General features: G+C 56.7%; 20 protein-coding genes. 9 read left to right on the top strand and 11 right to left on the bottom strand.

What is annotated here, in order from left to right:
* Positions 1–18: 18 nt before the first annotated feature.
* From ACOVRA_RS10695 to dps, 4 genes are all read right to left on the bottom strand, one after another.
* Complete coding sequence (locus tag ACOVRA_RS10695) at positions 19–2,595, bottom strand: HWE histidine kinase domain-containing protein (RefSeq protein WP_421720279.1); 2,577 nt, start codon at positions 2,593–2,595, stop codon at positions 19–21.
* Between the two features lie 50 nt (positions 2,596–2,645).
* Positions 2,646–3,245, bottom strand: a complete 600-nt coding sequence (locus tag ACOVRA_RS10690; protein WP_292933051.1) for a biliverdin-producing heme oxygenase — start codon at positions 3,243–3,245, stop codon at positions 2,646–2,648.
* A gap of 71 nt (positions 3,246–3,316) precedes the next feature.
* On the bottom strand, positions 3,317–3,649 hold the full coding sequence (locus ACOVRA_RS10685; RefSeq protein ID WP_421720278.1) for a hypothetical protein: 333 nt from the start codon (positions 3,647–3,649) through the stop codon (positions 3,317–3,319).
* Between the two features lie 121 nt (positions 3,650–3,770).
* Entirely contained in the window at positions 3,771–4,292 is a 522-nt protein-coding gene (gene dps, locus ACOVRA_RS10680; RefSeq protein ID WP_292933050.1) for a DNA starvation/stationary phase protection protein Dps, read from the bottom strand.
* A 118-nt stretch (positions 4,293–4,410) separates the two neighbouring features.
* Between dps and ACOVRA_RS10675 the strand changes: the two genes are divergently transcribed.
* Positions 4,411–4,878, top strand: coding sequence for a hypothetical protein (locus ACOVRA_RS10675; RefSeq protein WP_421720277.1), 468 nt, complete (start codon positions 4,411–4,413; stop codon positions 4,876–4,878).
* A 50-nt stretch (positions 4,879–4,928) separates the two neighbouring features.
* Positions 4,929–5,453 carry a general stress protein gene (locus ACOVRA_RS10670; protein WP_290801545.1) on the top strand — a complete coding sequence of 175 codons (525 nt, stop codon included), beginning with the start codon at positions 4,929–4,931 and terminating at the stop codon, positions 5,451–5,453.
* Between the two features lie 113 nt (positions 5,454–5,566).
* Here the strand turns inward: ACOVRA_RS10670 and ACOVRA_RS10665 are convergent, their stop codons facing one another.
* Genes ACOVRA_RS10665 through ACOVRA_RS10650 form a run of 4 tightly spaced genes read right to left on the bottom strand, consistent with a single transcriptional unit; the run spans position 5,567 to position 10,243 of the window.
* Positions 5,567–6,796 carry an ABC transporter permease gene (locus ACOVRA_RS10665; protein WP_292933047.1) on the bottom strand — a complete coding sequence of 410 codons (1,230 nt, stop codon included), beginning with the start codon at positions 6,794–6,796 and terminating at the stop codon, positions 5,567–5,569.
* Positions 6,796–7,536, bottom strand: a complete 741-nt coding sequence (locus ACOVRA_RS10660; protein ID WP_292933046.1) for an ABC transporter ATP-binding protein — start codon at positions 7,534–7,536, stop codon at positions 6,796–6,798. The genes ACOVRA_RS10665 and ACOVRA_RS10660 overlap by 1 nt, the downstream gene beginning before the upstream one ends.
* Positions 7,533–8,870 carry an efflux RND transporter periplasmic adaptor subunit gene (locus ACOVRA_RS10655; protein ID WP_421720276.1) on the bottom strand — a complete coding sequence of 446 codons (1,338 nt, stop codon included), beginning with the start codon at positions 8,868–8,870 and terminating at the stop codon, positions 7,533–7,535. Before ACOVRA_RS10655 ends, ACOVRA_RS10660 begins: the two co-directional genes overlap by 4 nt.
* The gene (locus ACOVRA_RS10650; protein WP_421720275.1) at positions 8,867–10,243 is read right to left on the bottom strand and encodes an efflux transporter outer membrane subunit; all 1,377 of its coding nucleotides are present in this window, start codon (positions 10,241–10,243) and stop codon (positions 8,867–8,869) included. The genes ACOVRA_RS10655 and ACOVRA_RS10650 overlap by 4 nt, the downstream gene beginning before the upstream one ends.
* A 163-nt stretch (positions 10,244–10,406) precedes the next feature.
* Here ACOVRA_RS10650 and ACOVRA_RS10645 point away from each other — a divergent pair, with 163 nt between their 5' ends.
* Entirely contained in the window at positions 10,407–10,760 is a 354-nt protein-coding gene (locus ACOVRA_RS10645; protein ID WP_290801558.1) for a DUF4342 domain-containing protein, read from the top strand.
* Here ACOVRA_RS10645 and ACOVRA_RS10640 read toward each other — a convergent pair whose 3' ends face one another.
* Positions 10,761–11,336 carry an NAD(P)H-dependent oxidoreductase gene (locus tag ACOVRA_RS10640; protein ID WP_421720274.1) on the bottom strand — a complete coding sequence of 192 codons (576 nt, stop codon included), beginning with the start codon at positions 11,334–11,336 and terminating at the stop codon, positions 10,761–10,763.
* A 289-nt stretch (positions 11,337–11,625) separates the two neighbouring features.
* On the opposite strand from ACOVRA_RS10640, the gene ACOVRA_RS10635 reads away from it, so the two are divergent.
* The 6 genes from ACOVRA_RS10635 (at position 11,626) to ACOVRA_RS10610 (ending at position 17,429) form a co-directional block, all read left to right on the top strand.
* The gene (locus ACOVRA_RS10635) at positions 11,626–12,318 is read left to right on the top strand and encodes a helix-turn-helix domain-containing protein (protein WP_290801577.1); all 693 of its coding nucleotides are present in this window, start codon (positions 11,626–11,628) and stop codon (positions 12,316–12,318) included.
* Positions 12,319–12,326: 8 nt separating this feature from the next.
* The gene (locus ACOVRA_RS10630; RefSeq protein WP_421720273.1) at positions 12,327–12,917 is read left to right on the top strand and encodes a hypothetical protein; all 591 of its coding nucleotides are present in this window, start codon (positions 12,327–12,329) and stop codon (positions 12,915–12,917) included.
* Positions 12,914–13,618 (top strand): cytochrome c3 family protein, encoded by a 705-nt coding sequence (locus ACOVRA_RS10625; protein ID WP_421720272.1) that lies wholly within the window; start codon positions 12,914–12,916, stop codon positions 13,616–13,618. Before ACOVRA_RS10630 ends, ACOVRA_RS10625 begins: the two co-directional genes overlap by 4 nt.
* Positions 13,581–16,055 carry a cation-translocating P-type ATPase gene (locus ACOVRA_RS10620; RefSeq protein WP_421720271.1) on the top strand — a complete coding sequence of 825 codons (2,475 nt, stop codon included), beginning with the start codon at positions 13,581–13,583 and terminating at the stop codon, positions 16,053–16,055. Before ACOVRA_RS10625 ends, ACOVRA_RS10620 begins: the two co-directional genes overlap by 38 nt.
* Before the next feature lie 67 nt (positions 16,056–16,122).
* Complete coding sequence (locus ACOVRA_RS10615) at positions 16,123–17,019, top strand: haloalkane dehalogenase (protein ID WP_421720270.1); 897 nt, start codon at positions 16,123–16,125, stop codon at positions 17,017–17,019.
* Positions 17,016–17,429: a DUF1330 domain-containing protein gene (locus tag ACOVRA_RS10610; RefSeq protein WP_292933036.1), complete on the top strand. Its 414-nt coding sequence runs from the start codon at positions 17,016–17,018 to the stop codon at positions 17,427–17,429. Before ACOVRA_RS10615 ends, ACOVRA_RS10610 begins: the two co-directional genes overlap by 4 nt.
* Here the strand turns inward: ACOVRA_RS10610 and ACOVRA_RS10605 are convergent.
* The gene (locus tag ACOVRA_RS10605) at positions 17,426–18,124 is read right to left on the bottom strand and encodes a DUF1045 domain-containing protein (RefSeq protein ID WP_421720269.1); all 699 of its coding nucleotides are present in this window, start codon (positions 18,122–18,124) and stop codon (positions 17,426–17,428) included. The two genes, ACOVRA_RS10610 and ACOVRA_RS10605, sit on opposite strands and share 4 nt — an antisense overlap.
* On the bottom strand, positions 18,121–19,266 hold the full coding sequence (locus tag ACOVRA_RS10600) for an alpha-D-ribose 1-methylphosphonate 5-triphosphate diphosphatase (RefSeq protein ID WP_421720268.1): 1,146 nt from the start codon (positions 19,264–19,266) through the stop codon (positions 18,121–18,123). Before ACOVRA_RS10600 ends, ACOVRA_RS10605 begins: the two co-directional genes overlap by 4 nt.
* Between the last annotated feature and the right edge of the window lie 2 nt (positions 19,267–19,268).

The following is a 19,268-nucleotide window of genomic DNA, read 5'->3' as shown; positions in this document are numbered from 1 at the left end:
GTTCCAGACATGGCCCGATTAGCTGGCGATAAATGGTTCAATCCCACCCAAGGCTTTCGCGATTGAATCCTTGGTATAGGGTTTGGTGATAAAGGGCCGCGCATTTTGATCTGAGGGATAATTGATACCGCTCCCATAGCCGGTGGCGAAGATGAACGGCACCTCCATCTCAAACAAGCGATCGGCAATTGGGAAGCTATTTTGATTGCCCAAATTGACGTCCAACAAAGCAAAGCTTGGCTTTTCACGGTCAAGAATGGCCAGCGCATCTTTTACATTACTGGCGACCAAGACGCGCTCGGCGCCAAGGCTCAGCAACATGGCTTCTGCGTCGAGGGCGATGATGAGATTGTCTTCAACCAGCAAAACATGGCCCTGCAAGCTGCCAACTTGGGGCGTATCGGCTGTCTTTGTTGGGGCGTTAATCGGCTGTTCCTCCATGACGACGAATTGGGAAGGGACGGAAAAGCTGACCTTCACACCAGTGGCCAGAAAGGTAATCGCGGACTCTCCACCCAGTTCGTGGGGAATAGACGCTTCGATGATGGTAGAGCCAAAGCCACGATGAGATGGTGCTGTCACCGGTGGGCCACCAATTTCTGTCCAATTGCCGATTAGCTCGCCTTGAGGGCCGATCCGCCAAGTAATATCGACATGGCCACCCTCGCCACAAAATGCGCCGTATTTAGCGGCATTGGTTATGAGTTCGTGGATGACGAGGGCAAGCGTAGAAAATGCTTGTGGAATCAACAATACAGGTGGGCCAGACATATGAATGGTGTTGCAGGCTGGCCCCAGATAGGCCTCAGCTTCGGTAGCAATGAGGGTTTGAAACGACCCGGGCCCCCAATTCTTCGCGGTGATTTGATCATGCGCACGGGCGAGTGCATGAACCCGGTCGCCCAGCACGCTGGCGAATGTATCCATGTCTTTGGCATTGATCCGAGTTTGCGAAATCAAGCCTCGGATGAGGCCCAAGATGTTTCGGACCCGATGATTGAGCTCAGCAATCAAAAGGTCTTGCGTTTGGCTGGCTGCCTTGCGCTCTGCCTCTGTGGCACTGATCAAGCGCAAAACCACCTCCAGCACCGTGATTTGCAAAGCTTCCGCGGCACGCAGTTCAGCATCTGTCCATTGCGTACTTTTGCCGTGCAAGGTTTCCTGCCACGCCTTGAAGCTCTTGCGCGGGCTGATACGGACTTCACCTGGGCCAAGCACCTCCACCGTTTTGGTGGGATCGCCCGCCCATTTCACCGTCGACGCGGTCTCTTTACGGAAGAAGACAAGATAATCTCGGGGAATGGTTGAGATGGGGATCGCCAACATGCCTGCGGCGCGATCCTTAAAGCTATTTGCCGACGGGCAGACACTTTCGATTTCATTGCTACTATAGACGCGGCTCGCCGAAACACCGTCAAGAAAACTACGCAACACCTCAAATTCTTCCAAAGAGGGTGTGGAGCCCTTCAGGGTCACGCTGCCGTCGATGCAAAAGGCTGTTCCATCGCAGGGGACAATATTGACCAATTGATTGGCCAATTGCGCGACGTCCTTAGTTGCGACGCCAGCGAGAGCGACGGATGCCAAAAGATCAGCGGTAATCTGACGGGTCGAAGCTTCAAACGTGATCAGCTCTTCCCGCTCACACCGATCAATCAGCAGGGCCAGGACTTGGCCAAATACTTCGGCCGTCGTGCGCCGCTCATAGCCTATGGTGCGAGCGGTCATGTGGTGACACGCAATCAAGCCCCACAGCGCGCCATTCTTGAGAAGCGAAATCGTCATGGTCGCCGCCACACCCATATTGCGCAGATATTCGAGGTGGATGGGCGAGTGCGAGCGGAGGCTGCTCATGGATAGGTCTGTCAATGCATCAGCGAAAGTCTTGGTGCTCACGATAGGTGAAGGTGGACTATCGATATCTAGCAAGGTGCGGATTGGGTTGCGGATCAAAAGCGCCCGAGCTTGTTTGGGGATATCGGTCGCTGGATAGCGCAGGCCCAGAAAGGATTCCATCGATGGGCGACACCGTTCGGCAATCACCTCGCCAGAGCCATCGGGATGGAACTGATAGATCATCACACGATCATAGCCGGTCAAAGCTTGTACCAGTCGGACGGCTTCATGTGTTAGGTCGCTCACATGATGCTGATGCTGCACGTGGTCAATCATCGACCGTACCATAGAGCCCGCGTTTAACTCACCCGATTCCTCGCTTAGCTCCGCCTCCAGCAGGATCAAATCGCCACTGGTATGGACCGCAAGGTCAAAGCCTGGACCGCCTTCCTGCAGAACAATGGCAAATATTCGCTCGATGACATCCTGCCGATAAAGGGAGGACAGGCGATTGCGGATCGCATGCACCGCTTCGGGCATGATCAAGGCCGTTAGATTTGCCCCCAATATCTCTTCAAGCTTCTGATTCAGAAACTCCCCGCAATTGGCCGAGGCCCGCTCAATTATCCAGTCTGGCGTTAGCGCGAGCAGAAAGCCGCCGCTTTGGATCGAGTTGATCTCGTGGATCCGCTCCTTGTCGCAATTGGTCAGGGTTGGCGGTTCAGGGGGAAGGGTTGATGAGGCAAGGGTCTGGGGCATAGCCATTAAACGCCTCCGGGGTTGATTGGTTCCCTAGAGCGCTGGGCACTCTAAACCAGAAATGGAGTAACAACGGCTTTCGGCATCATCCATGTGTCAAAAAGCTGAAAACTGGCCAGAGCCGCTTGAAGCGCTTGGTCTTGAGCTTCCGGTTCATTGAGGCCATCCAATGCACGACAGAGCCTTTGCCAAGATGCCCCATCGCCACTGCCGCCTTGAAAAAAGCTGCGCCCGCTCGCTTGGTCGCCGCACAAATGATCAAGCTTGGCAGCTAAAGCCCGTCCACCCATCATCGAGCCTTCGCGCACATAGAGGACACCCAGCCAAGCGCCGTAGGACTTAATCTCGGTATGCGCGACGGCTTGCACATAGCCGGTATGATCAGGGCTGCTTGGCCGTAATTCTTCCATGTCTTGCAAGAGACGTTGGCTGCGATGATCGACTGTGGGTGCCTGTGACCGCTCTGGAAAAATGGCGGAGTCCAGAGCATGCTCTAGCCCTTGATGATAAGAGTATAAGCTTTCAAGCAGCGCCAAATAGCCCGGCAGAGCAATCGTTTCGTCCATCAATTCCGCAAAGCTTGAATGATGGTGAAGGCGCTCGTGGATGGTCCGAGTGCCCTGACGGAGGAGGTCGCGCGTCGTACCCAAAGTCCATCTCCATCTAGAACAACTTGGATGACGCGCGCATCGGGCGGCAAAGTCAATCTAAAATTGATCGGTCACCGCCTTGTTACAACCACAACCCCGCCTATTGGGCCTTTGGGAAGACGTACATGCGGCGCAAGCGTTGGTTCCGCGTCAAAACTGTCCTCTGATAGGCCGCGCTCCAACAAGGTTGAACGGACACGATACAGCCTTTGCTCGGCCACGTTGGTAAAGGCGGGTGCACCATCATCGCCTGATACTGCCAACAATAGGATCTTGCGGCGTGGGCAGCGCAAGAGGCTGGTGCTCAAGACCGACAGCACCTGAACCGCGCTGGGGCTTAGGACGTCATCTTGGTTAGCAAAGTAGATTTGAGTTGCCTCGCCTCTGCAAATTCGATCCCCCATGACCAAATCCTTGTCCGCAGTCGTTATAGGCAATGGGGACGCGCACGCCCCCAAGCCCAAAGCGACCAGCGCCAAGCCCCAATAGTGAGGCTTGGCTGACCAGCCAGTTGATTTCTGATGCTTAAGCAGAGGGTGCGACATGGGACTCAACGAACCAGAGTTGCTGATCTATCCCGCGCGACATCTCGGTGAACAGGTCAGAGGTGTCGGCATCGCCAAACTTGGCGGCTGTTGCGCTCGCTTCGCGCACCGATTGGCCAAAAGCCGCCAAACTGCCAGCGACGGCAAATACATGCTGGTTTTCATCGGCCAAGCCTAAATCATAGGGGACCAGAAATGAGTTTTTGGTGGCGACTTGGACAGTGCCTTGCGCCACACCGCCTAAGCCACCGGCGCGTTCGGCCAACATATCGGAATAGGTCTCGACTTGTTCTGACACACGATCAAACAACTCATGAATGGCGATAAAGTTTGGGCCGCGCACATTCCAATGGGCTTGCTTGGTTTGGGCATGGAGATCGATAGCCGCAGCCAAATGCTTGTTGAGCAATTCAACCGATTGGGCGCGAATGGTTTCGTGCAAGGTATTGCGTGTCTTGTTCATGTGATAACTCCTGAGCCTATCCAATTGGGACGACGGCATTCCAAACCTTCACCTAGGCGCGAAAGGCGGGGCCACGATTGACGGGCGTCAAGTCGGCAAATCGGGTGCAGCCCTACCAGTCAAATCCATTAGCCAATCTGGCTTTTGGAGACACATCATGAAATTGGTTCCTATTCTGGCCCTTTGCGCCATCTCTGCCCTTGGCATCACCTCCACGGCTCAAGCGCGCCCGGCTGCCCCCGTCACCAGCCCTGCTCCCACCCCGTTGAGCGCAACAGCTACGTTTAAAGCGACAAACATCGCGATTGGGGTTGGCTATAGCTGGGGCCACGGGGTTTTGAGCTACAAAGGCCGCACCTATCCCTTCACCGTCAAAGGCTTGAGCGCCCTTGGTATCGGTGCATCGACCATCGACGGTACCGCCGAAGTCTACAAGCTGAAAAGCCTCGCCGATTTTGAAGGCGTTTATGGTGCCGCAGGCGTCGGGGCGACGGTTGGCCCGATTGGTGCCGGCACCGGCGGCCTTACAAATCGCAAGGGCGTGGAACTTCGTCTCAACACCCAAAGCGAAGGCCTCGAACTCACCTTGGCAATCAGCGGCGTCACGATTGAATTCGACAAATAGCGCCAAGCCATCCTCCCCTCCCCTCCCCTCTTTTAGAAATGAAGAAACCTATGGATCAAGCAAACACAATCATCGCCGTTTATCCTCGTCACGAAGACGCGGATAAAGCGGTGCAAGCACTGGCAGCAGCCGGTATCGGCGTGAAGAACATCAGTGTCGTAGGCAAAGGCTATCACACCGAAGAAAAGGTTATGGGCTTTTACAACATGGGCGACCGCATCCAAATGTGGGGCTCACGCGGTGCGCTTTGGGGCGGACTGTGGGGCCTCTTGTTTGGCGGTGTCTTCATGGTCGTTCCCGTGTTCGGCCAAGTCGTCGTGCTCGGCTATCTCGCCACTGCCGTTATCTCAGCGCTCGAAGGCGCGCTGGTGATCGGAAGCCTAAGTGCCTTGGGTGGTGCCATCTCCAGCATCGGCGTCCCTGAAGACAGTGTTGTCCGTTATGAGACCGACGTGAAGGCCGACAGCTTCTTGGTAATGGCGCATGGCAGTGCCGAAGAGATTGAGAAAGCCCGTGGCGTGCTCAGTCAGTCTGACCCGAGCCGCTTGGATGTCTATGACGGCGTCGCTGCGTAACGCCAGCGGTCCATGATCACAGATTTGCCCTCGGCTGCCTGACGGCGGCCGAGGGCATTACTCCAATTGATCATGAGCGCGCAACTTTGATCCCAACGGATCAAAACGCGCTTTTACTCGTGACGAAGCGCTTCAATCGGGTCCATGCGCGCTGCCCCTCTGGCGGGGAAATAGCCAAAAATGACCCCAATCAACCCTGAGAAAAAGAGCGCGAAAATGTTGATCGCCGGATCAAACCGATAGGGCAGATTCATGAGCGAGGAGAGGCCAATCGAAGCTGCTGTTGCCAAGAGAATGCCAATCAGTCCACCCAACGCCGACAGCACGACCGCCTCAATCAGAAACTGCAGCAGGACTTCTCCCTCCAGCGCACCAACTGCAAGACGAAGCCCAATCTCGCGGGTGCGCTCGGTGACGCTGACCAGCATGATATTCATGATGCCGATACCACCTACCAACAGGCTGACAGCTGCCACGGCGCCTAAAAGAGACGTCAATAGACCCATCGTGCCCGACAAGGTATCGGCCAATTGTTGGGTATCGAATATATTGAAATTATCATCCGCGCCACCAGTCTTCAGGTCGCCCAACTTGCGACGCTCGCGCATTAATTGCGTGAGGCTGGATTTCAGCGATGCGCTATCGGCCCCTTCCGTCATATTGATGACAATCAAGCCAATCTGGCTATTGCCCGAGACACGTCGCAAAAAGGTCTTGAGGGGGGTCACAATGCTATTGTCCTGATCCCCCATGCCGATCTGGCCCTTGGGCTTTGTGATTCCAATCACCTGACAGGAGAATTGCTTGATCCGAAGAGCAGAGCCAAGGCCCGTTTGACCAATCGTGCCGCCAAAGACTTCCCGGCGCACGGTTTCGCCAATCACGCACACCGCCGCGCCTGCCTCTTCTTCTGCTGGTTCAAACGTGCGACCGCTGGCTAGTTCCCAGTTTCCGGCGGCAAAATAGTCATTGGCGGCACCGGCAATTATGGTCGACCAATTATGCCCATTGGCAATGGCAACGACGGGACGCTGCGACGTTGCAATGGCGAATTTAATCCCACCAATTTGGTCGCGGATCGCGTCGGCGTCCGCCTCTGTAAATTGTGGAACGCCCCCACCCCCACCGGCCCCGCCGCCAATGCGCTGACCGGGGCTGAGCAATAAGATATTGGTCCCAAGGCTGGAGATCTGATCCTTGATGGCCTGGGTCGCCCCATTGCCGATGGTGACCATCGTGATGACGGCGCTGACGCCAATCACAATGCCCAGAATAGTGAGAAAGGAGCGCAAGAGATTGCGATAAACCGACTTCACCGCCAGCATGAACACTGAAAACAACATCACACCGTCTCCTGCGCAGGGTCCGCCTGAAATGGCGGGCTGGAAGTCGGGTTAGGATTGGTCGCATCCTTGGCGACCTTTCCATCTTTAAAATGCACCATACGATGGGCATAGGCGGCCATGTCCGGCTCGTGCGTTACCATCAGGACGGTAATGCCATGATCTCGGTTTAGGCCGACCAAGAGGCTCATGATCTCGTGGCTGCGTTGGGTGTCTAGATTGCCGGTCGGCTCATCCGCCAGAACCACCGCGGGCTCTGTCACGATTGCGCGCGCAATGGCGACACGTTGTTGCTGACCGCCAGACAATTGCGACGGTGTGTGATGCTCCCAGCCAGCCAGTCCGACTGCGCCCAAGGCCTCGCGCGCGGCCTTCTTTCGATCCGCTTGGGAGTCGCCACGATAGAGCAAGGGCAGTTCAACATTTTCCTGCGCCGACGTCCGCGCCAAGAGATTGAAGCCTTGAAAGACAAAGCCCAGATAACGTCGACGGATGCGCGCACGTTGATCGCGGCTCAGCGCCTCAACATGGACGCCTTTGAACAAATAAGTGCCGGCGGTTGGCGTATCCAAACAGCCCAGAATATTCATGGCCGTCGATTTGCCAGAGCCGCTGGCACCCATGATGGCAATAAACTCGCCTTCTTGAATCTCAAGGCTGATCTGGTTGAGCGCCATCAATTCACTGGCCCCTTCGCCATAGCGCTTGGACACCCCTTGGAGCGAGATCAGCGAACTCATGGACTTGGCGCTGCAAGTTGATCCGTGATGACGGGCATGCCTGCCTTTAGGTCGCCACCGACAATCTCAGTCATTTGCCCGTCACTGAGCCCAGTCTTGATGGTGATGGCGACAGGGGCACCGTCTCGCAGGATATAGACCACCTTTGCACCGGCGACCGACGGGGCCTGATCCTGTTTTCGGACACCTCGCCCGCCCGGCACCCGCGGCGTTAAGGCGCTCAACAGACTGTTTTGCTTTGACGCGGCGCTAGTGGCGGCTTGGTTTGGTGTAAAGCGCAACGCCATATTGGGCACGAGCAGGACATTCTGGTGACGCTTAGCAATGATGGTAGCCGTAGCCGTCATGCCGGGCTTCAGCATCAAGTCATCATTGGCAACGTCTAGATAGGTCAGATAGGTCACGACATTGTCGGTGATGGTGGAGCCTGAGCCAACGCGGGTCACTTGCGCTGGAAAGGTGCGATTTAGGAACGCGCTGACAGTAAAGGTCGCCTCTTGGCCAACCATGACAGAGCCAACGTCTGCCTCATCGACATAGCCCCACACGCGCAGGCGGGCGAGATCGGAGGCGAGTGTGAGGAGTGTGACAGATTGGAACGAAGCGGCCACAGCGCTTCCGGGCTCTACAGTCCGGGTCAAGACGACACCATCTGCTGGGGCGCGGATGGAGGCTTTCGACAGATTGATCTCGTCGGTGGAGAGCGCGGCTTGCGCATCCCGGACGCCAGCGGCTGCGATATTGCCTGCCGCAATCGCACGATCGACATCGGCCCTCGCCATATCCAGTTCGGCCTGAGCCGGGACTTGGCCATTGGAAAGTTGCCACACGCGTTGCAGGCGGGCGAGGCTGACTTGGGTTTGCCTTCGAGTTGCAGCCGCTTGGGCTACACTGGCGCGCGCGGAAAATAGCGTGGCCTTGGTCCGTGCGATCTGATCCCGCAGTTTGGAGGTATCCAGTTCCACCAGGATTTGTCCTTGTGTCACGCGGTCATTCACGTCCACATTGACCCGCGACACGGTGCCAGACAATTCGCTGCCGATTGCATAGGTTCGAATGGGTTGCAGCGTGCCATTGGCTATAACGCTCAAAGTCACGTCACCCATGCGGGCAGCTTGAGTATGAAACATTGGCTTTGCCCGAGCGGCCTTTTGAACCTGCCACCACCAAAAACCGAGAGCTGCGGCTATCAGAAGCGCGACTCCAATCCAAACCACTGGTCGTTTAAACCAAGGCTTGGCCTGATCCTCCCCCAACAGCCTATCGAGTTTTTCTTTGACCCCGGTGTTGAGCTCAGGCGGATTTGGTGGATTTGTTTTGCTGGTATCGGTCATGGCTGTTCCCGCAGGTCAGCATCCCAGCCACCCCCTAGCGCCTTATACAAAGTGATGGAATCGAGGCTGAGATTGGCGCGCGCGGTCACCAAACCATCGCGGCTGGAAAACGCGGCCCGCTCGGTGTCGAGCACGGTCTGGAAGTCGATCAGGCCGCTGCGATAGCGGATTTGCGCCAGTCCATAGGCCCGTGATGCGGCAGCATTGGCTTTCGTGAGTGACGCTAAAAAGGCTTGATCGTCTCGCAAGCGCTCCAGCGCATCTTCGACATCGCGCAAGGCGGAAAGCACGGTGCCGCGATAGGTGTGCTTGGCCAGCTCAACCCCCGCCTGATCGGCGCGCACTTGCGCTGCCGGGCCAGGCCCAATGGGAACCAGAACCGATGCCGATAGGGCCGTGAGCAGCGAGGAGCCGTTGAGCAACGTGCCGAGACCTGCTGCCGAAAGGCCGATAGAGCCGCCTAAAGTGAAACTTGGCTTAGTCGCCGCTTCGGCCTGCCCCAATCGCCCTAAGGCTTCCAGCACCGCAAACTCGCCAGCCCGAACATCCGCGCGCCGACGCAGGGTCTCTGCGGGAAGGTTTAGGACAAGGCTGGTCTCAACCACGGGCACTGCGCGCACCTCTTCCAACAGACCTACCAACTCCAGTGGTGGCCTGCCGGTTAGGACGCTGAGGGCATGACTTGACTGGGTGATCGCGTTTTGAAGAGCGGGCAGACTTGCTTGAGTGGACGCAAAGGCAAAGTCGGCCTGATCGCTATCGAGCGCGCTAACCAAGCCTGCCTGACGACGCCATCCTACCAATTGCCGGGTGTGCGACTGGCTGGACAGGGTTTGCTGCGCCAAGGCCAAACCTGCCTGCGCGGCCCGCAGATTGATATAGGTCGTCGCAAGCTCTGCGGAGATTTGGACGCGGTAATCGCCTAAATTAGCCATGCGTGACCAGACGGCCGCTTGCTGGGCTGCGAGCGCGCTGCGCTTGCCCCCGAACACATCCAAGGTCCAACTCTCTTCAATGCCCAGCGACACCAAGGTGGAAGCGGCGCGATTACTGGCGGCAGTGCCTTGCGTTGACCTGCGCGCGGACCCCGTGCCTTGGCCCTGCGGCCAAAGTCCAGCTTCGGCAACGTCGCGCAGCGCACGGGCTTGTTGCAGGCTTGCTGCGGCCCCCTCCAAAGTGGGATTTGCGACCAAGGCGTCTTCGATCAGTCGGCTTAGAATCGGGTCGTGAAATTTCTCCCACCACTGAGTTAAATCCGTCGCTGGCACCGCGGGTTGCGGCGTAGACCAGACGGCAGGCACATCGGTACGGCTGTTTGAAGGCTCATAAGGTTGCGGCGTAGCGCATGCTGCCAAAGTAAACGCGGTCAACACAAATAGAGCGCCAACCTTTGGTCTGTTCCATTGTGTGGGCGCGTACCGTCTCATCATACGCCCACTAAGCCGATGATTGCTACTGGCGGTTTGACCGGCATCAAGCCTGTCACGGCGTTTGCCCGTACGCTCCCCACTTACCCACAAAACCGAGGAGCAGACCATGAGCCATCACAAAGACGACGAAGCCCATGCGGAGCATGATAAAGACGAGAAGAAAACGACCTGGACTGAGAATGTCGAACTGGTTGGTGATGAGTTGATTGCCTCGGTCAAGAAATTGGCCGCGGAAGGCAAAGTGCGCCGTATCCGGATCGTTGAGCCCGATGGTGACATTGTGGTCGATATGCCGCTGACGCTCGGTGCTATTGCCGGCGGTGCGGTCGTACTGGCAGCACCGATGTTGGCGATCTTGGGGGCTTTGGCTTCCTATGTCACCAAAGTGCGGGTCGAAATTGTCCGCAGCGGTCCTGGCCCTGCCAGCCCATCGCCCAAAAAGGACTCTATGCCCGTCTGATCAGCGCGCCCGGGCACCAAGGTCTCGCATCTTTGCCAGCCATTTTGTCCGGGTACGTTGACTGCCCTCCGCATTGCCATACAGGGTTTCGCGGATTGGGCCGATGCCGGCAATCCCCAATATCCCACTCTCAAACCCTTTGACACCATGGCTGCCCATGAACAAGCGATAGGCAGGTGCGGGCATGCCCATGGTACCCACCAGACGCGCGCTGCGTCCTTTCAACTTTCCAACTGGCCAAGGCTTTTCTGTCTTTTCGAGAAAGAAATCTCCGCACGCGGCTTGCTCAAAAAAGGCCTTCACCAAGGCCGGCATGGTGCCCAGCCACAGGGGATAGATGATCATCAAATGCTCTGCCTCTAGAATCGTCTGCTGCGCTTCTTGGATCGTCTCATTCGGCGGCAGGGCCATTGCATCCGCATTACGAATAAAATCAACGGTAAGGCCACCAATGTCGATATCAGAAACGCGATGTCCGGCGTCTACCGCACCCTGACGATAGGCAGCCGCTAGGCCGTGGCATAAGTGCCCGCCTCGTGAATCTGGATGGCCTTGAATGATGCAAATATGGGTCATGCGCTTACCTCGATATAGGAATTTAGCGTCATTCTTTTCCTGATAGCCCATCCTTCGAATTGATCGCCATCAAATCGCCACGGCGAAAAAGCGTGAAGCGCCGCGTTTTCTATGCTCCAGCTTGGGCCCAACACACAAGAAACGTCATGTACGGACGGAACTGCTTGCAGCCAGAAAGGTTGAACCAAAACTGTGGCAGCCGCGCGTCTCTCCGGGGCACTCAACAGATTTGATGGAGGCTCATTGCATGGCCAACCCCCTTTTACAGACAAGCGATCTGGATCTCTTTATGAGCCGGCCGCGAAACCGCCCCTTCTTTTCGGAGGGCGACCCCAGCGGCGCAATCTATCAAGTTGAGAGCGGCTGTATCCGCCTGCAAAAGATGACGGAGGGTGGCAGGCGGTGTGTGTTGTCCTTTTGTTATCCGGGCGACGTGTTCGGCTTAGGGACGCATGGGCCAGAACAGGTTGATGCGGAAGCAGCCTGTGCGTCGCGCGTGTCGCGACTGGGGCATTTGGGCCTTCAGCGCATGCTGCAATCAGAGCCTACACGGGCCATGAAGGTGATTGACGCCGCCTATGGCGGACAAGAGCCTGGCAGCGAGCATGTCGTCATGATCAGCTTTGCCCCCGCCGAACAAAAGCTTGCGTGGTTTTTGGCCAGCTTAGGTCAACGCTTGGGCCAATCGGTCGGCGGAGAGCTCCTCGTTGATTTACCGATGATGCGGGCCGACATTGCCGACCACCTTGGCATGACCTTTGAAACGGTCAGCCGTGAAATGACGAAGTTGCGGGACCTGAAGATCATTGATCTTTTGGGCCTGCGCAAGTTCAAAATCCAACGCGCTGCAGTCTTACAATCTCTCGCGCTGACGGGCAGTTTGGCGACTAGCCGGCACGTACCTAGCCCATCAAGTCTTGCATTCTCCCCTAGGATGCCAGCCCGCCGGACATTTGATCTTGCAGCTGCGTCTGCTGGCTAGCCAAGACCATGTCAGCGCAAGCCAAGGATAATGTTTTCTTCTTCGATGTCCTGCCGTTTGCAGCATCCTTGGCTCTGTTGGGTGCGAGTGCGCTGGCGCTTGATGCTGCACTCCACTTTGGAAATCTTGTTTGGATCGGGAAGCTATTGGGCATCCCAGGCGTCTTGCTGATCATCTTTTCCTTTGGCTATTCTTTACGTAAGCGAAAGCTGATCTCGGTTGGCCAGCCCTTGGAACTGCTCCACGTGCACGAAATCATGGCTTGGGCTGGTTCCCTTTTCATCTTGGTGCATGCGGGCATCCACTTTAATGCTTGGCTGGCTTGGCTTGCCGTTTGGGCCATGCTGATCAATGTTTGCAGCGGCCTGACCGGCAAATATCTGCTGCAGCGGGTTCGCAAGCGCTTCTCAGCCACCCAAGCACGACTGCGGGAAGAGCTGGTCCCTGAAGCCAGCATTGAAACACAAACCCATGCCGCCAGTTTGGCCCTAAACGTCATCCGGAAATGGCATCAGGTCCATATCCCCATCGCCAGCGCTTTTGCCTTACTCGCCCTGACCCACATTGCCGTCGAAACTTGGTATTGGGGCTTTCAGTGACCCGGATTTGGCTGATGACTGCAGGCCTGTTGGCCTTTTCAGTTGTCTTAACGCTGATTTATTTCCAGCCAGATGCGATGATCAGTCCAGGAAAGCTGACCCAAGCGCACGCCAAATTGGATAATCAATGCGTCTCCTGCCATGCCCCGTTCCAAGGTGCCGTCGCGGAGCGTTGTGTGACCTGCCACGCCGTCGCCAACATTGGCCGGACTAAAGGCCAAACTGGGGCCAACCCGCTGTCCTTTCACAAGCGCCTCACAACACAAGACTGCCTCACCTGTCATACCGAACATAAGGGCAGGATCATACCGGTTAGCGCGCAGCCGCATTTTTCACACGCCTTAATCGGCCAGCCCGCTCAGGCCAATTGCGTCAGTTGCCACACGCCACCAAGGGCTGCTTTTCATCAAGCCATGAAGAGCAATTGCAGTTCATGCCATACCCAAGAAAGCTGGAAGCCTGCCCATTTTGACCATGGCCGCTTCTTTGCCTTAACCGGCCCACATGATGTCGCCTGCGCCACGTGCCACGTGGTTGGGCAAGACTATCGCCAATACAATTGCACAACCTGCCACGCGCATGAGCCCGCGCGCCTTAAGCAGAAACATGCCGAAGAAGGCATCGTCATGACGGCAAAATGCACGTCGTGCCATCGTGGCGGCCATGCCGGTGAAAAAGGCGAAGGGCGAGACGATGACTAAAGGCCTAACCCAAGCAGAAGCCGACCAGAAGCTAGAGGAATTCGGGCCCAATAGTCTGGCTGTCGTCAAGGATCGCTCTGTCCTGCGGATTATTTTTGGCACCCTTAAAGAACCGATGTTTCTGTTCATGCTGTCGGCTGCAGCACTCTATCTCATGGTTGGCGACCTAGCCGAAGGGGCGTTTCTGGTCCTTGCGGCGAGCGTCTCTATGGGCCTTGTCGTCTTTCAAGATGCGCGGTCCGAGCGCGCGCTACATGCCTTGCGCGACTTGGCGGCACCCCATGCGCATGTGATCCGCGACGGTCAAACACGCCTGCTGCCAGCCGATCAATTGGTGCCCGGTGATGTGATCATCCCCAATGCCGGAGAACGCTTCCCAGCCGATGCGGACCTCGTCTCAGACCATTTGCTGATGATGGATGAAGCCGTCCTGACCGGAGAATCAGCGCCTGCCAGCAAAACCTTGGGGCAGGATGTCTCGCTTTTTGCCGGTTCCTTGGTCGTCAGCGGCGAAGGGTTGGCCGTTGTAACCCAGACCGGCGGCAACACCCAGATCGGCATGATCGGGACAGCACTTTCAGGCGAGATTGAGCAAACACCCCTTCAAGTCAGCACAGGCCGTTTGGTGATTTGGCTGAGCTTAGGCGCGCTCGTCGTTTGCCTCGCCATTGTCGCAGCCTACGGACTTTTGCGCGGCGACTGGTTGGCTGGCGGACTGGCGGGCCTCACCGCGGCCATCGCCCTCTTGCCCGAAGAGTTTCCGCTCGTGCTCGCAGTGTTTTTGGCGATGGGCTCGCAACGTCTGGCGCAACACCACGTACTCGTACGTCGCGCAGCGGTGGTCGAGACTTTGGGTGCCATTACGCTGTTGTGCGTCGACAAGACCGGAACGCTGACCCAGAACCAAATGCGAGTTGATCGTGTCTGGTCCCTTGATGAAACCAATCATGCAGAGGTCCTGCAGGTTAGCACTTTGGCCAGTGCGGTTCACCCGATCGATCCGATGGATAAAGCCATCCACGCAGCAGCCAATGCCCAAACGTCTGGGGCAGTAGAGCTCAATGATTTTGCGCTCAAGAGTGTCAGCCCACTCGCCCCGCAAAGATTAGCAGTCATCCAAAACTGGCAGCATGAAGGGCAGCGCATCTGGGCAACGAAAGGCGCTCCAGAGGCCGTGCTGCATCTGTGCCCCGATCTTCCACCAGAGGCCCGGGCACGCATCGTAGCTGAATTGGAGGCCATGGCCTCTTCTGGCCTGCGGGTTTTGGCCTGCGCTCAGGCGAGGACAGACACGAAGACCGATCTGAAGATTGAAGATGTTGCGTTTGAATTCGTCGGTCTGCTGGGCTTCATCGACCCCTTGCGAGAGGATGTGCCAGCGGCCTTAGCTGAAGCCCGCCAAGCGGGCATTCAGATCGCCATGATCACAGGCGACTTAACCGCCACTGCCTTGGCCATTGCGAAGGCAGCCGGACTCGATGCTGGCGCGGGCGTCCTGACCGGCCACGAGATTGAGGATTTATCGCCTGAAGCGCTTCAAGCCCGCCTAGCCCATGTACGGATCTTCGCGCGGGTCCGGCCCGAGGCAAAGCTTAAGCTGATCTTGGTTTTTCAAGCCTTGGGTCATGTCGTCGCCATGACGGGCGATGGGGTCAATGACGCACCAGCCCTAGAAGCCGCTCATGTCGGGATCGCGATGGGCCAGCGCGGCACCGATGTGGCGCGCGAGGCGGCTGACTTGGTTTTGCTCGACGACAGCTTTGCCTCCATCATCTCTGGCGTGCGACTTGGGCGGCGCATTTTTGCCAATTTGCGAAAGGCCCTTGGTTATGTGCTGGCGATCCATATCCCCATAGCAGGCCTCGCTTTGCTACCCATCCTATTGGGACTGCCCCCGATGTTGTTCCCCATGCATATTGTGGTGATGGAGTTGATGATTGATCCCATTTCCTCGCTCGTTTTCGAAGCCGAGCCGAGCGAAGCTTCGGCTATGGTTCAGCCACCGCGCGCCTTGAGTGAACCTCTGTTTGGATTGTCCCAAATGGCGTGGGCTGGTTTTCAAGGCCTAATCCTCCTGGGCGGCGTTTTGGGCCTCTATTTCTGGGCGATTGAGACAGGAATCCCAGAAACGACCGCACGCTCGATGGGCTATGTCTGCTTGGTGACAGGCAATGTGACCCTTGCACTTGTGGATGGCTATGAGCCTTCCATCAGCCCGTTTGACCGGCGTCATAGATTACTATGGATCGTCGCGCTGCTGGTTTCGACGACCTTGGCCGCCATTCTTTATGTGCCGTGGTTGGCCAAAATCTTTAAGATGGCCCCATTGGGCGGCGCAGACCTGGCACTGGCACTTGGCGTCGCCTTTTTGGCGGGGGGCTGGTCCGTAGTCGTTCGCTTCTTTGATAAAGGCCCTGTCCGACAATCAACAACTTGATTGACCCCTCGGTTGAAATATGACACGTTAAGTGTCAATAATTGAGAGGGGCCAGGGGAGAGTGAGCTTGAAGGTTTTACGTACGCCAGATGCGGCATTTGAGGCGGTTGAGGGGTTTGACTTCTTGCCCCGCTATTTGACCATCAAGGACCCAGAAACCCAGACGCCCATGCGCGTCCATTATGTCGATGAAGGTCCGCGCGACGCCCCGGTCGTTCTGATGCTGCATGGCGAGCCAACATGGAGCTATTTGTATCGCCACATGATCGGGCCTGTCGTGGCCGAAGGCCTTCGGGCTGTGGCACCAGACCTGATTGGCTTTGGCCGCTCAGATAAGCTGGCTTCGAAACAGGATTATAGCTATGCCAAACATGTCGCTTGGATGCGCCTGTGGCTTGAGGCCTTGGATCTGAAGAACATTACCTTGGTCTGTCAGGACTGGGGGTCTTTGATCGGCCTTCGACTATTGGCCGAGATGCCAGATCGCTTTTCCGCTGTGGTGCTGTCGAACGGTGGTCTTCCTGCTGGTCAAAGTGGCCCCGCTGCCTTCAAGATATGGCGCGCCTTCTCACAATTCAGCCCAGTCTTCCCGATCGGCAAAATTGTTCAGGGGGGCACCAAACGGAAGCTGTCGCCTGCCGAGATCGCGGCTTATGACGCTCCATTCCCGAACGCACGCTATAAGGCAGGCGCGCGCATCTTCCCGTCCTTTGTGCCCATTGGCGACAATGTTGCGGTGCCAGACCAACTGAAAGCTTGGAAGGTTTTGGACACCTGGGAAAAGCCCTTCCTCTGCTGTTTTAGCGACGGCGATCCAGTTACACGCGGCGGGCAGCGATTGTTCGTTGGCCGCGTACCCGGTACGGCCAATCAACCCCATACGACCTTGCATGGGGGCCACTTCATCCAAGAAGATGACCCGCAAGGTTTTGTCGCCTCGATTATGAAAGTAGTGACCCGATGAATGTGACCAATGAAGTTTTTCCAAGCCCAGAACGCGCAACAGCCTTTTTTGGTGGTGAGGAAGATGGGCCATTCTGCATGGTCAATCTGTTGAAGTTCAAGGAGAAGGCGACCTATCCAGACGGGTCAGAGCCTGAATTGACGGGCCGTGAAGCCTATATGCGCTATGGTATGGCCGTTGTGGCGTGCGTCGAAGCCGTTGGCGGCAAAACGCGCTTTTCGGGCATGGTCACCGATCTAATGTTGGGCCAAGTGGAAGAGCTTTGGGACATGGTGGCGATTGCCGAATATCCCTCCCGCGCAGCCATGTTGGCGATGGTGCAATCGCCCGACTATCAAGCCATCGAAGTCCATCGGATGGCAGGCCTTGCCGGTCAATTGAACATTCGCACCAAAGTCATGGGCGGCTAAAGGCTGGGTCCTGTAAGGCTTTGCAGATCCAAGATGGTGAATGGCTCATCGCGCGCCCCTTGCTTGAAGACTGCCAAGGTTTCGAACTTATGTGGGCCAGCAAAGGCTTGGAAATGGTCTTGTAAGACCGCCAAGACCTGTGCTCGTCGCGCTTGATCGGGAATGCGCTCGGTCAAGGTCATGTGAAAGCGAAAGTCATCAAAAATATAGGGATAGCCAAATTCCCGTAATTGGCTTTCATGCCGCTGACTAATGCCCGAATGTAGGCGACGCTTGAGATCAAATTCGCTCAATGGTGCGCGGAAGCCATCAAGCGCGACCACACAATCCGTGTGCAGCGCCTGCATCTGCGGCGAGTCCATTGCCAGCACAAAGGCCAAAAATGGTCCCAGAGCCGCGACCTGTATATCCGCTTGAAAGGGTGCATGGCGGGTGGTGAGCGCTTTAAAGGCTAACAAAAGGCCCGCCTCGTCTTGCTCAGGGTGCAATTCAAAAGGGGCTTTCAGCGTCGCGTGGAAGCCATAGTGACGCGCGTCTTGCGTCAATTGGTCGAGGTTGATCCCATCTAGGCCTTCAAGAACTGGTCGATCACAGACTGTGTTGGTGAACGCATCACGCCCGAGCCAAGCAGACGCCATCTGGCTCAAAGGGTGCACCTCTCGCGGCGCATAATAAATCGCGTATCGGGGGATCATCCCACTGCTTGTCCTTCACGCCAAACCGCGCGGACAATGGGCCAACCCGTTGGCGAAAGATAGACCCGAACCATATCAGCTCGTTGCCCCACTTTAATCTCGCCGCGATCGGTCAGGCCACACACATGGGCGGGATTCTTAGCGACCGTGTCGATGGCGCGCTGGATCGGCCAATTGAAGGGAGCCTCTACCAACATAAAGGCCGCACGGATCATCGACAATAGCACATAGTCTGATGACAGAATATCCAATAGACCGGCCGCCGCACAGGCTTGCGCACTCAAATTACCCGAATGAGAAGCACCGCGCACAAAATTTGGGCCACCCATCACATTCAGTAGGCCAAGCTCGCGCGCGCGTTGGGCAGCAACAAGGCTCACCGGGAACTCGGCCGCGACACAGCCATCCTGATGGCTTTCCTCAACATGTTCTATCGTTGCATCATCATGGCTCATTAGGGCAATGCCGAACTCACGGGCCAAGGCCACAATGGTCTCGCGGTTTTTGGGAGCCACTGTCTGATCACGCCAATCCGTCTGTTCGGCCAACATAGCGTCCAATTCTTGACGCCCAGTACCGGCTTTCTCCATCCGCTCCTTAAAGCGATTGAGGTCAGCCGTCTGGCGTTGGCCGGGGGTATGATCCATAACCGAAAGCAGCTTGAGCCGGGGATTGTCGAGATGGGGTTCCACCAAACTCAACAGCTCAGGGTTCGTGATCTCACAGCGCAAATGCAACAAATGCTCCGCGCGCAGCAGACCCTCCGCGCCCGCTTGATCCATTGCCGCAATCATCGGGGCCAAAGCCTCTTTGCGGTCGAGGCCGTCCTTGCGGCCATGCAGACTGAGACTGTCAAAGACGGTCGTAATACCCGCCATGATGCATTGGCCATCATGGGCTAAAGCCGCCCCGAGACTATCCCAATGCGCACCCGGGCGCGGCTGATAATGCTTTTCCAGATTGTCCGTATGAATGTCGACCAGACCAGGGATGAGAAAGTCATCGCCTAAATCGTGCGCGTCCGACGAAGAACGCATTTCGCTTGGGACAATCGCGACAATGTGACCATCATCAATTTCAACCTGAGCGGCCACGACTCCTTCGGGTGCGACGACGCGTTTCGAGAACAAGCTGGTACGCATAA

Origin of the sequence: Aquidulcibacter sp. (assembly GCF_049239865.1) — a bacterium.
GTDB lineage: Bacteria > Pseudomonadota > Alphaproteobacteria > Caulobacterales > Aquidulcibacteraceae > Aquidulcibacter.
Note: the sequence above shows the minus strand (reverse complement) of the source record. Positions and strands in the feature narration are given on the sequence as shown.

Excerpts from the sequence above, each read along its gene's own strand:
- ACOVRA_RS10695 (WP_421720279.1), bottom strand. The coding sequence starts at position 2,595 with ATGCCCCAGACCCTTGCCTCATCAACCCTTCCCCCTGAACCGCCAACC.
- ACOVRA_RS10685 (WP_421720278.1), bottom strand. The coding sequence starts at position 3,649 with ATGGGGGATCGAATTTGCAGAGGCGAGGCAACTCAAATCTACTTTGCT.
- dps (WP_292933050.1), bottom strand. The coding sequence starts at position 4,292 with ATGCCGTCGTCCCAATTGGATAGGCTCAGGAGTTATCACATGAACAAG.
- ACOVRA_RS10675 (WP_421720277.1), top strand. The coding sequence starts at position 4,411 with ATGAAATTGGTTCCTATTCTGGCCCTTTGCGCCATCTCTGCCCTTGGC.
- ACOVRA_RS10670 (WP_290801545.1), top strand. The coding sequence starts at position 4,929 with ATGGATCAAGCAAACACAATCATCGCCGTTTATCCTCGTCACGAAGAC.
- ACOVRA_RS10665 (WP_292933047.1), bottom strand. The coding sequence starts at position 6,796 with ATGTTGTTTTCAGTGTTCATGCTGGCGGTGAAGTCGGTTTATCGCAAT.
- ACOVRA_RS10660 (WP_292933046.1), bottom strand. The coding sequence starts at position 7,536 with ATGAGTTCGCTGATCTCGCTCCAAGGGGTGTCCAAGCGCTATGGCGAA.
- ACOVRA_RS10655 (WP_421720276.1), bottom strand. The coding sequence starts at position 8,870 with ATGACCGATACCAGCAAAACAAATCCACCAAATCCGCCTGAGCTCAAC.
- ACOVRA_RS10645 (WP_290801558.1), top strand. The coding sequence starts at position 10,407 with ATGAGCCATCACAAAGACGACGAAGCCCATGCGGAGCATGATAAAGAC.
- ACOVRA_RS10640 (WP_421720274.1), bottom strand. The coding sequence starts at position 11,336 with ATGACCCATATTTGCATCATTCAAGGCCATCCAGATTCACGAGGCGGG.
- ACOVRA_RS10635 (WP_290801577.1), top strand. The coding sequence starts at position 11,626 with ATGAGCCGGCCGCGAAACCGCCCCTTCTTTTCGGAGGGCGACCCCAGC.
- ACOVRA_RS10630 (WP_421720273.1), top strand. The coding sequence starts at position 12,327 with ATGTCAGCGCAAGCCAAGGATAATGTTTTCTTCTTCGATGTCCTGCCG.
- ACOVRA_RS10620 (WP_421720271.1), top strand. The coding sequence starts at position 13,581 with ATGCCGGTGAAAAAGGCGAAGGGCGAGACGATGACTAAAGGCCTAACC.
- ACOVRA_RS10610 (WP_292933036.1), top strand. The coding sequence starts at position 17,016 with ATGAATGTGACCAATGAAGTTTTTCCAAGCCCAGAACGCGCAACAGCC.
- ACOVRA_RS10605 (WP_421720269.1), bottom strand. The coding sequence starts at position 18,124 with ATGATCCCCCGATACGCGATTTATTATGCGCCGCGAGAGGTGCACCCT.
- ACOVRA_RS10600 (WP_421720268.1), bottom strand. The coding sequence starts at position 19,266 with ATGCGTACCAGCTTGTTCTCGAAACGCGTCGTCGCACCCGAAGGAGTC.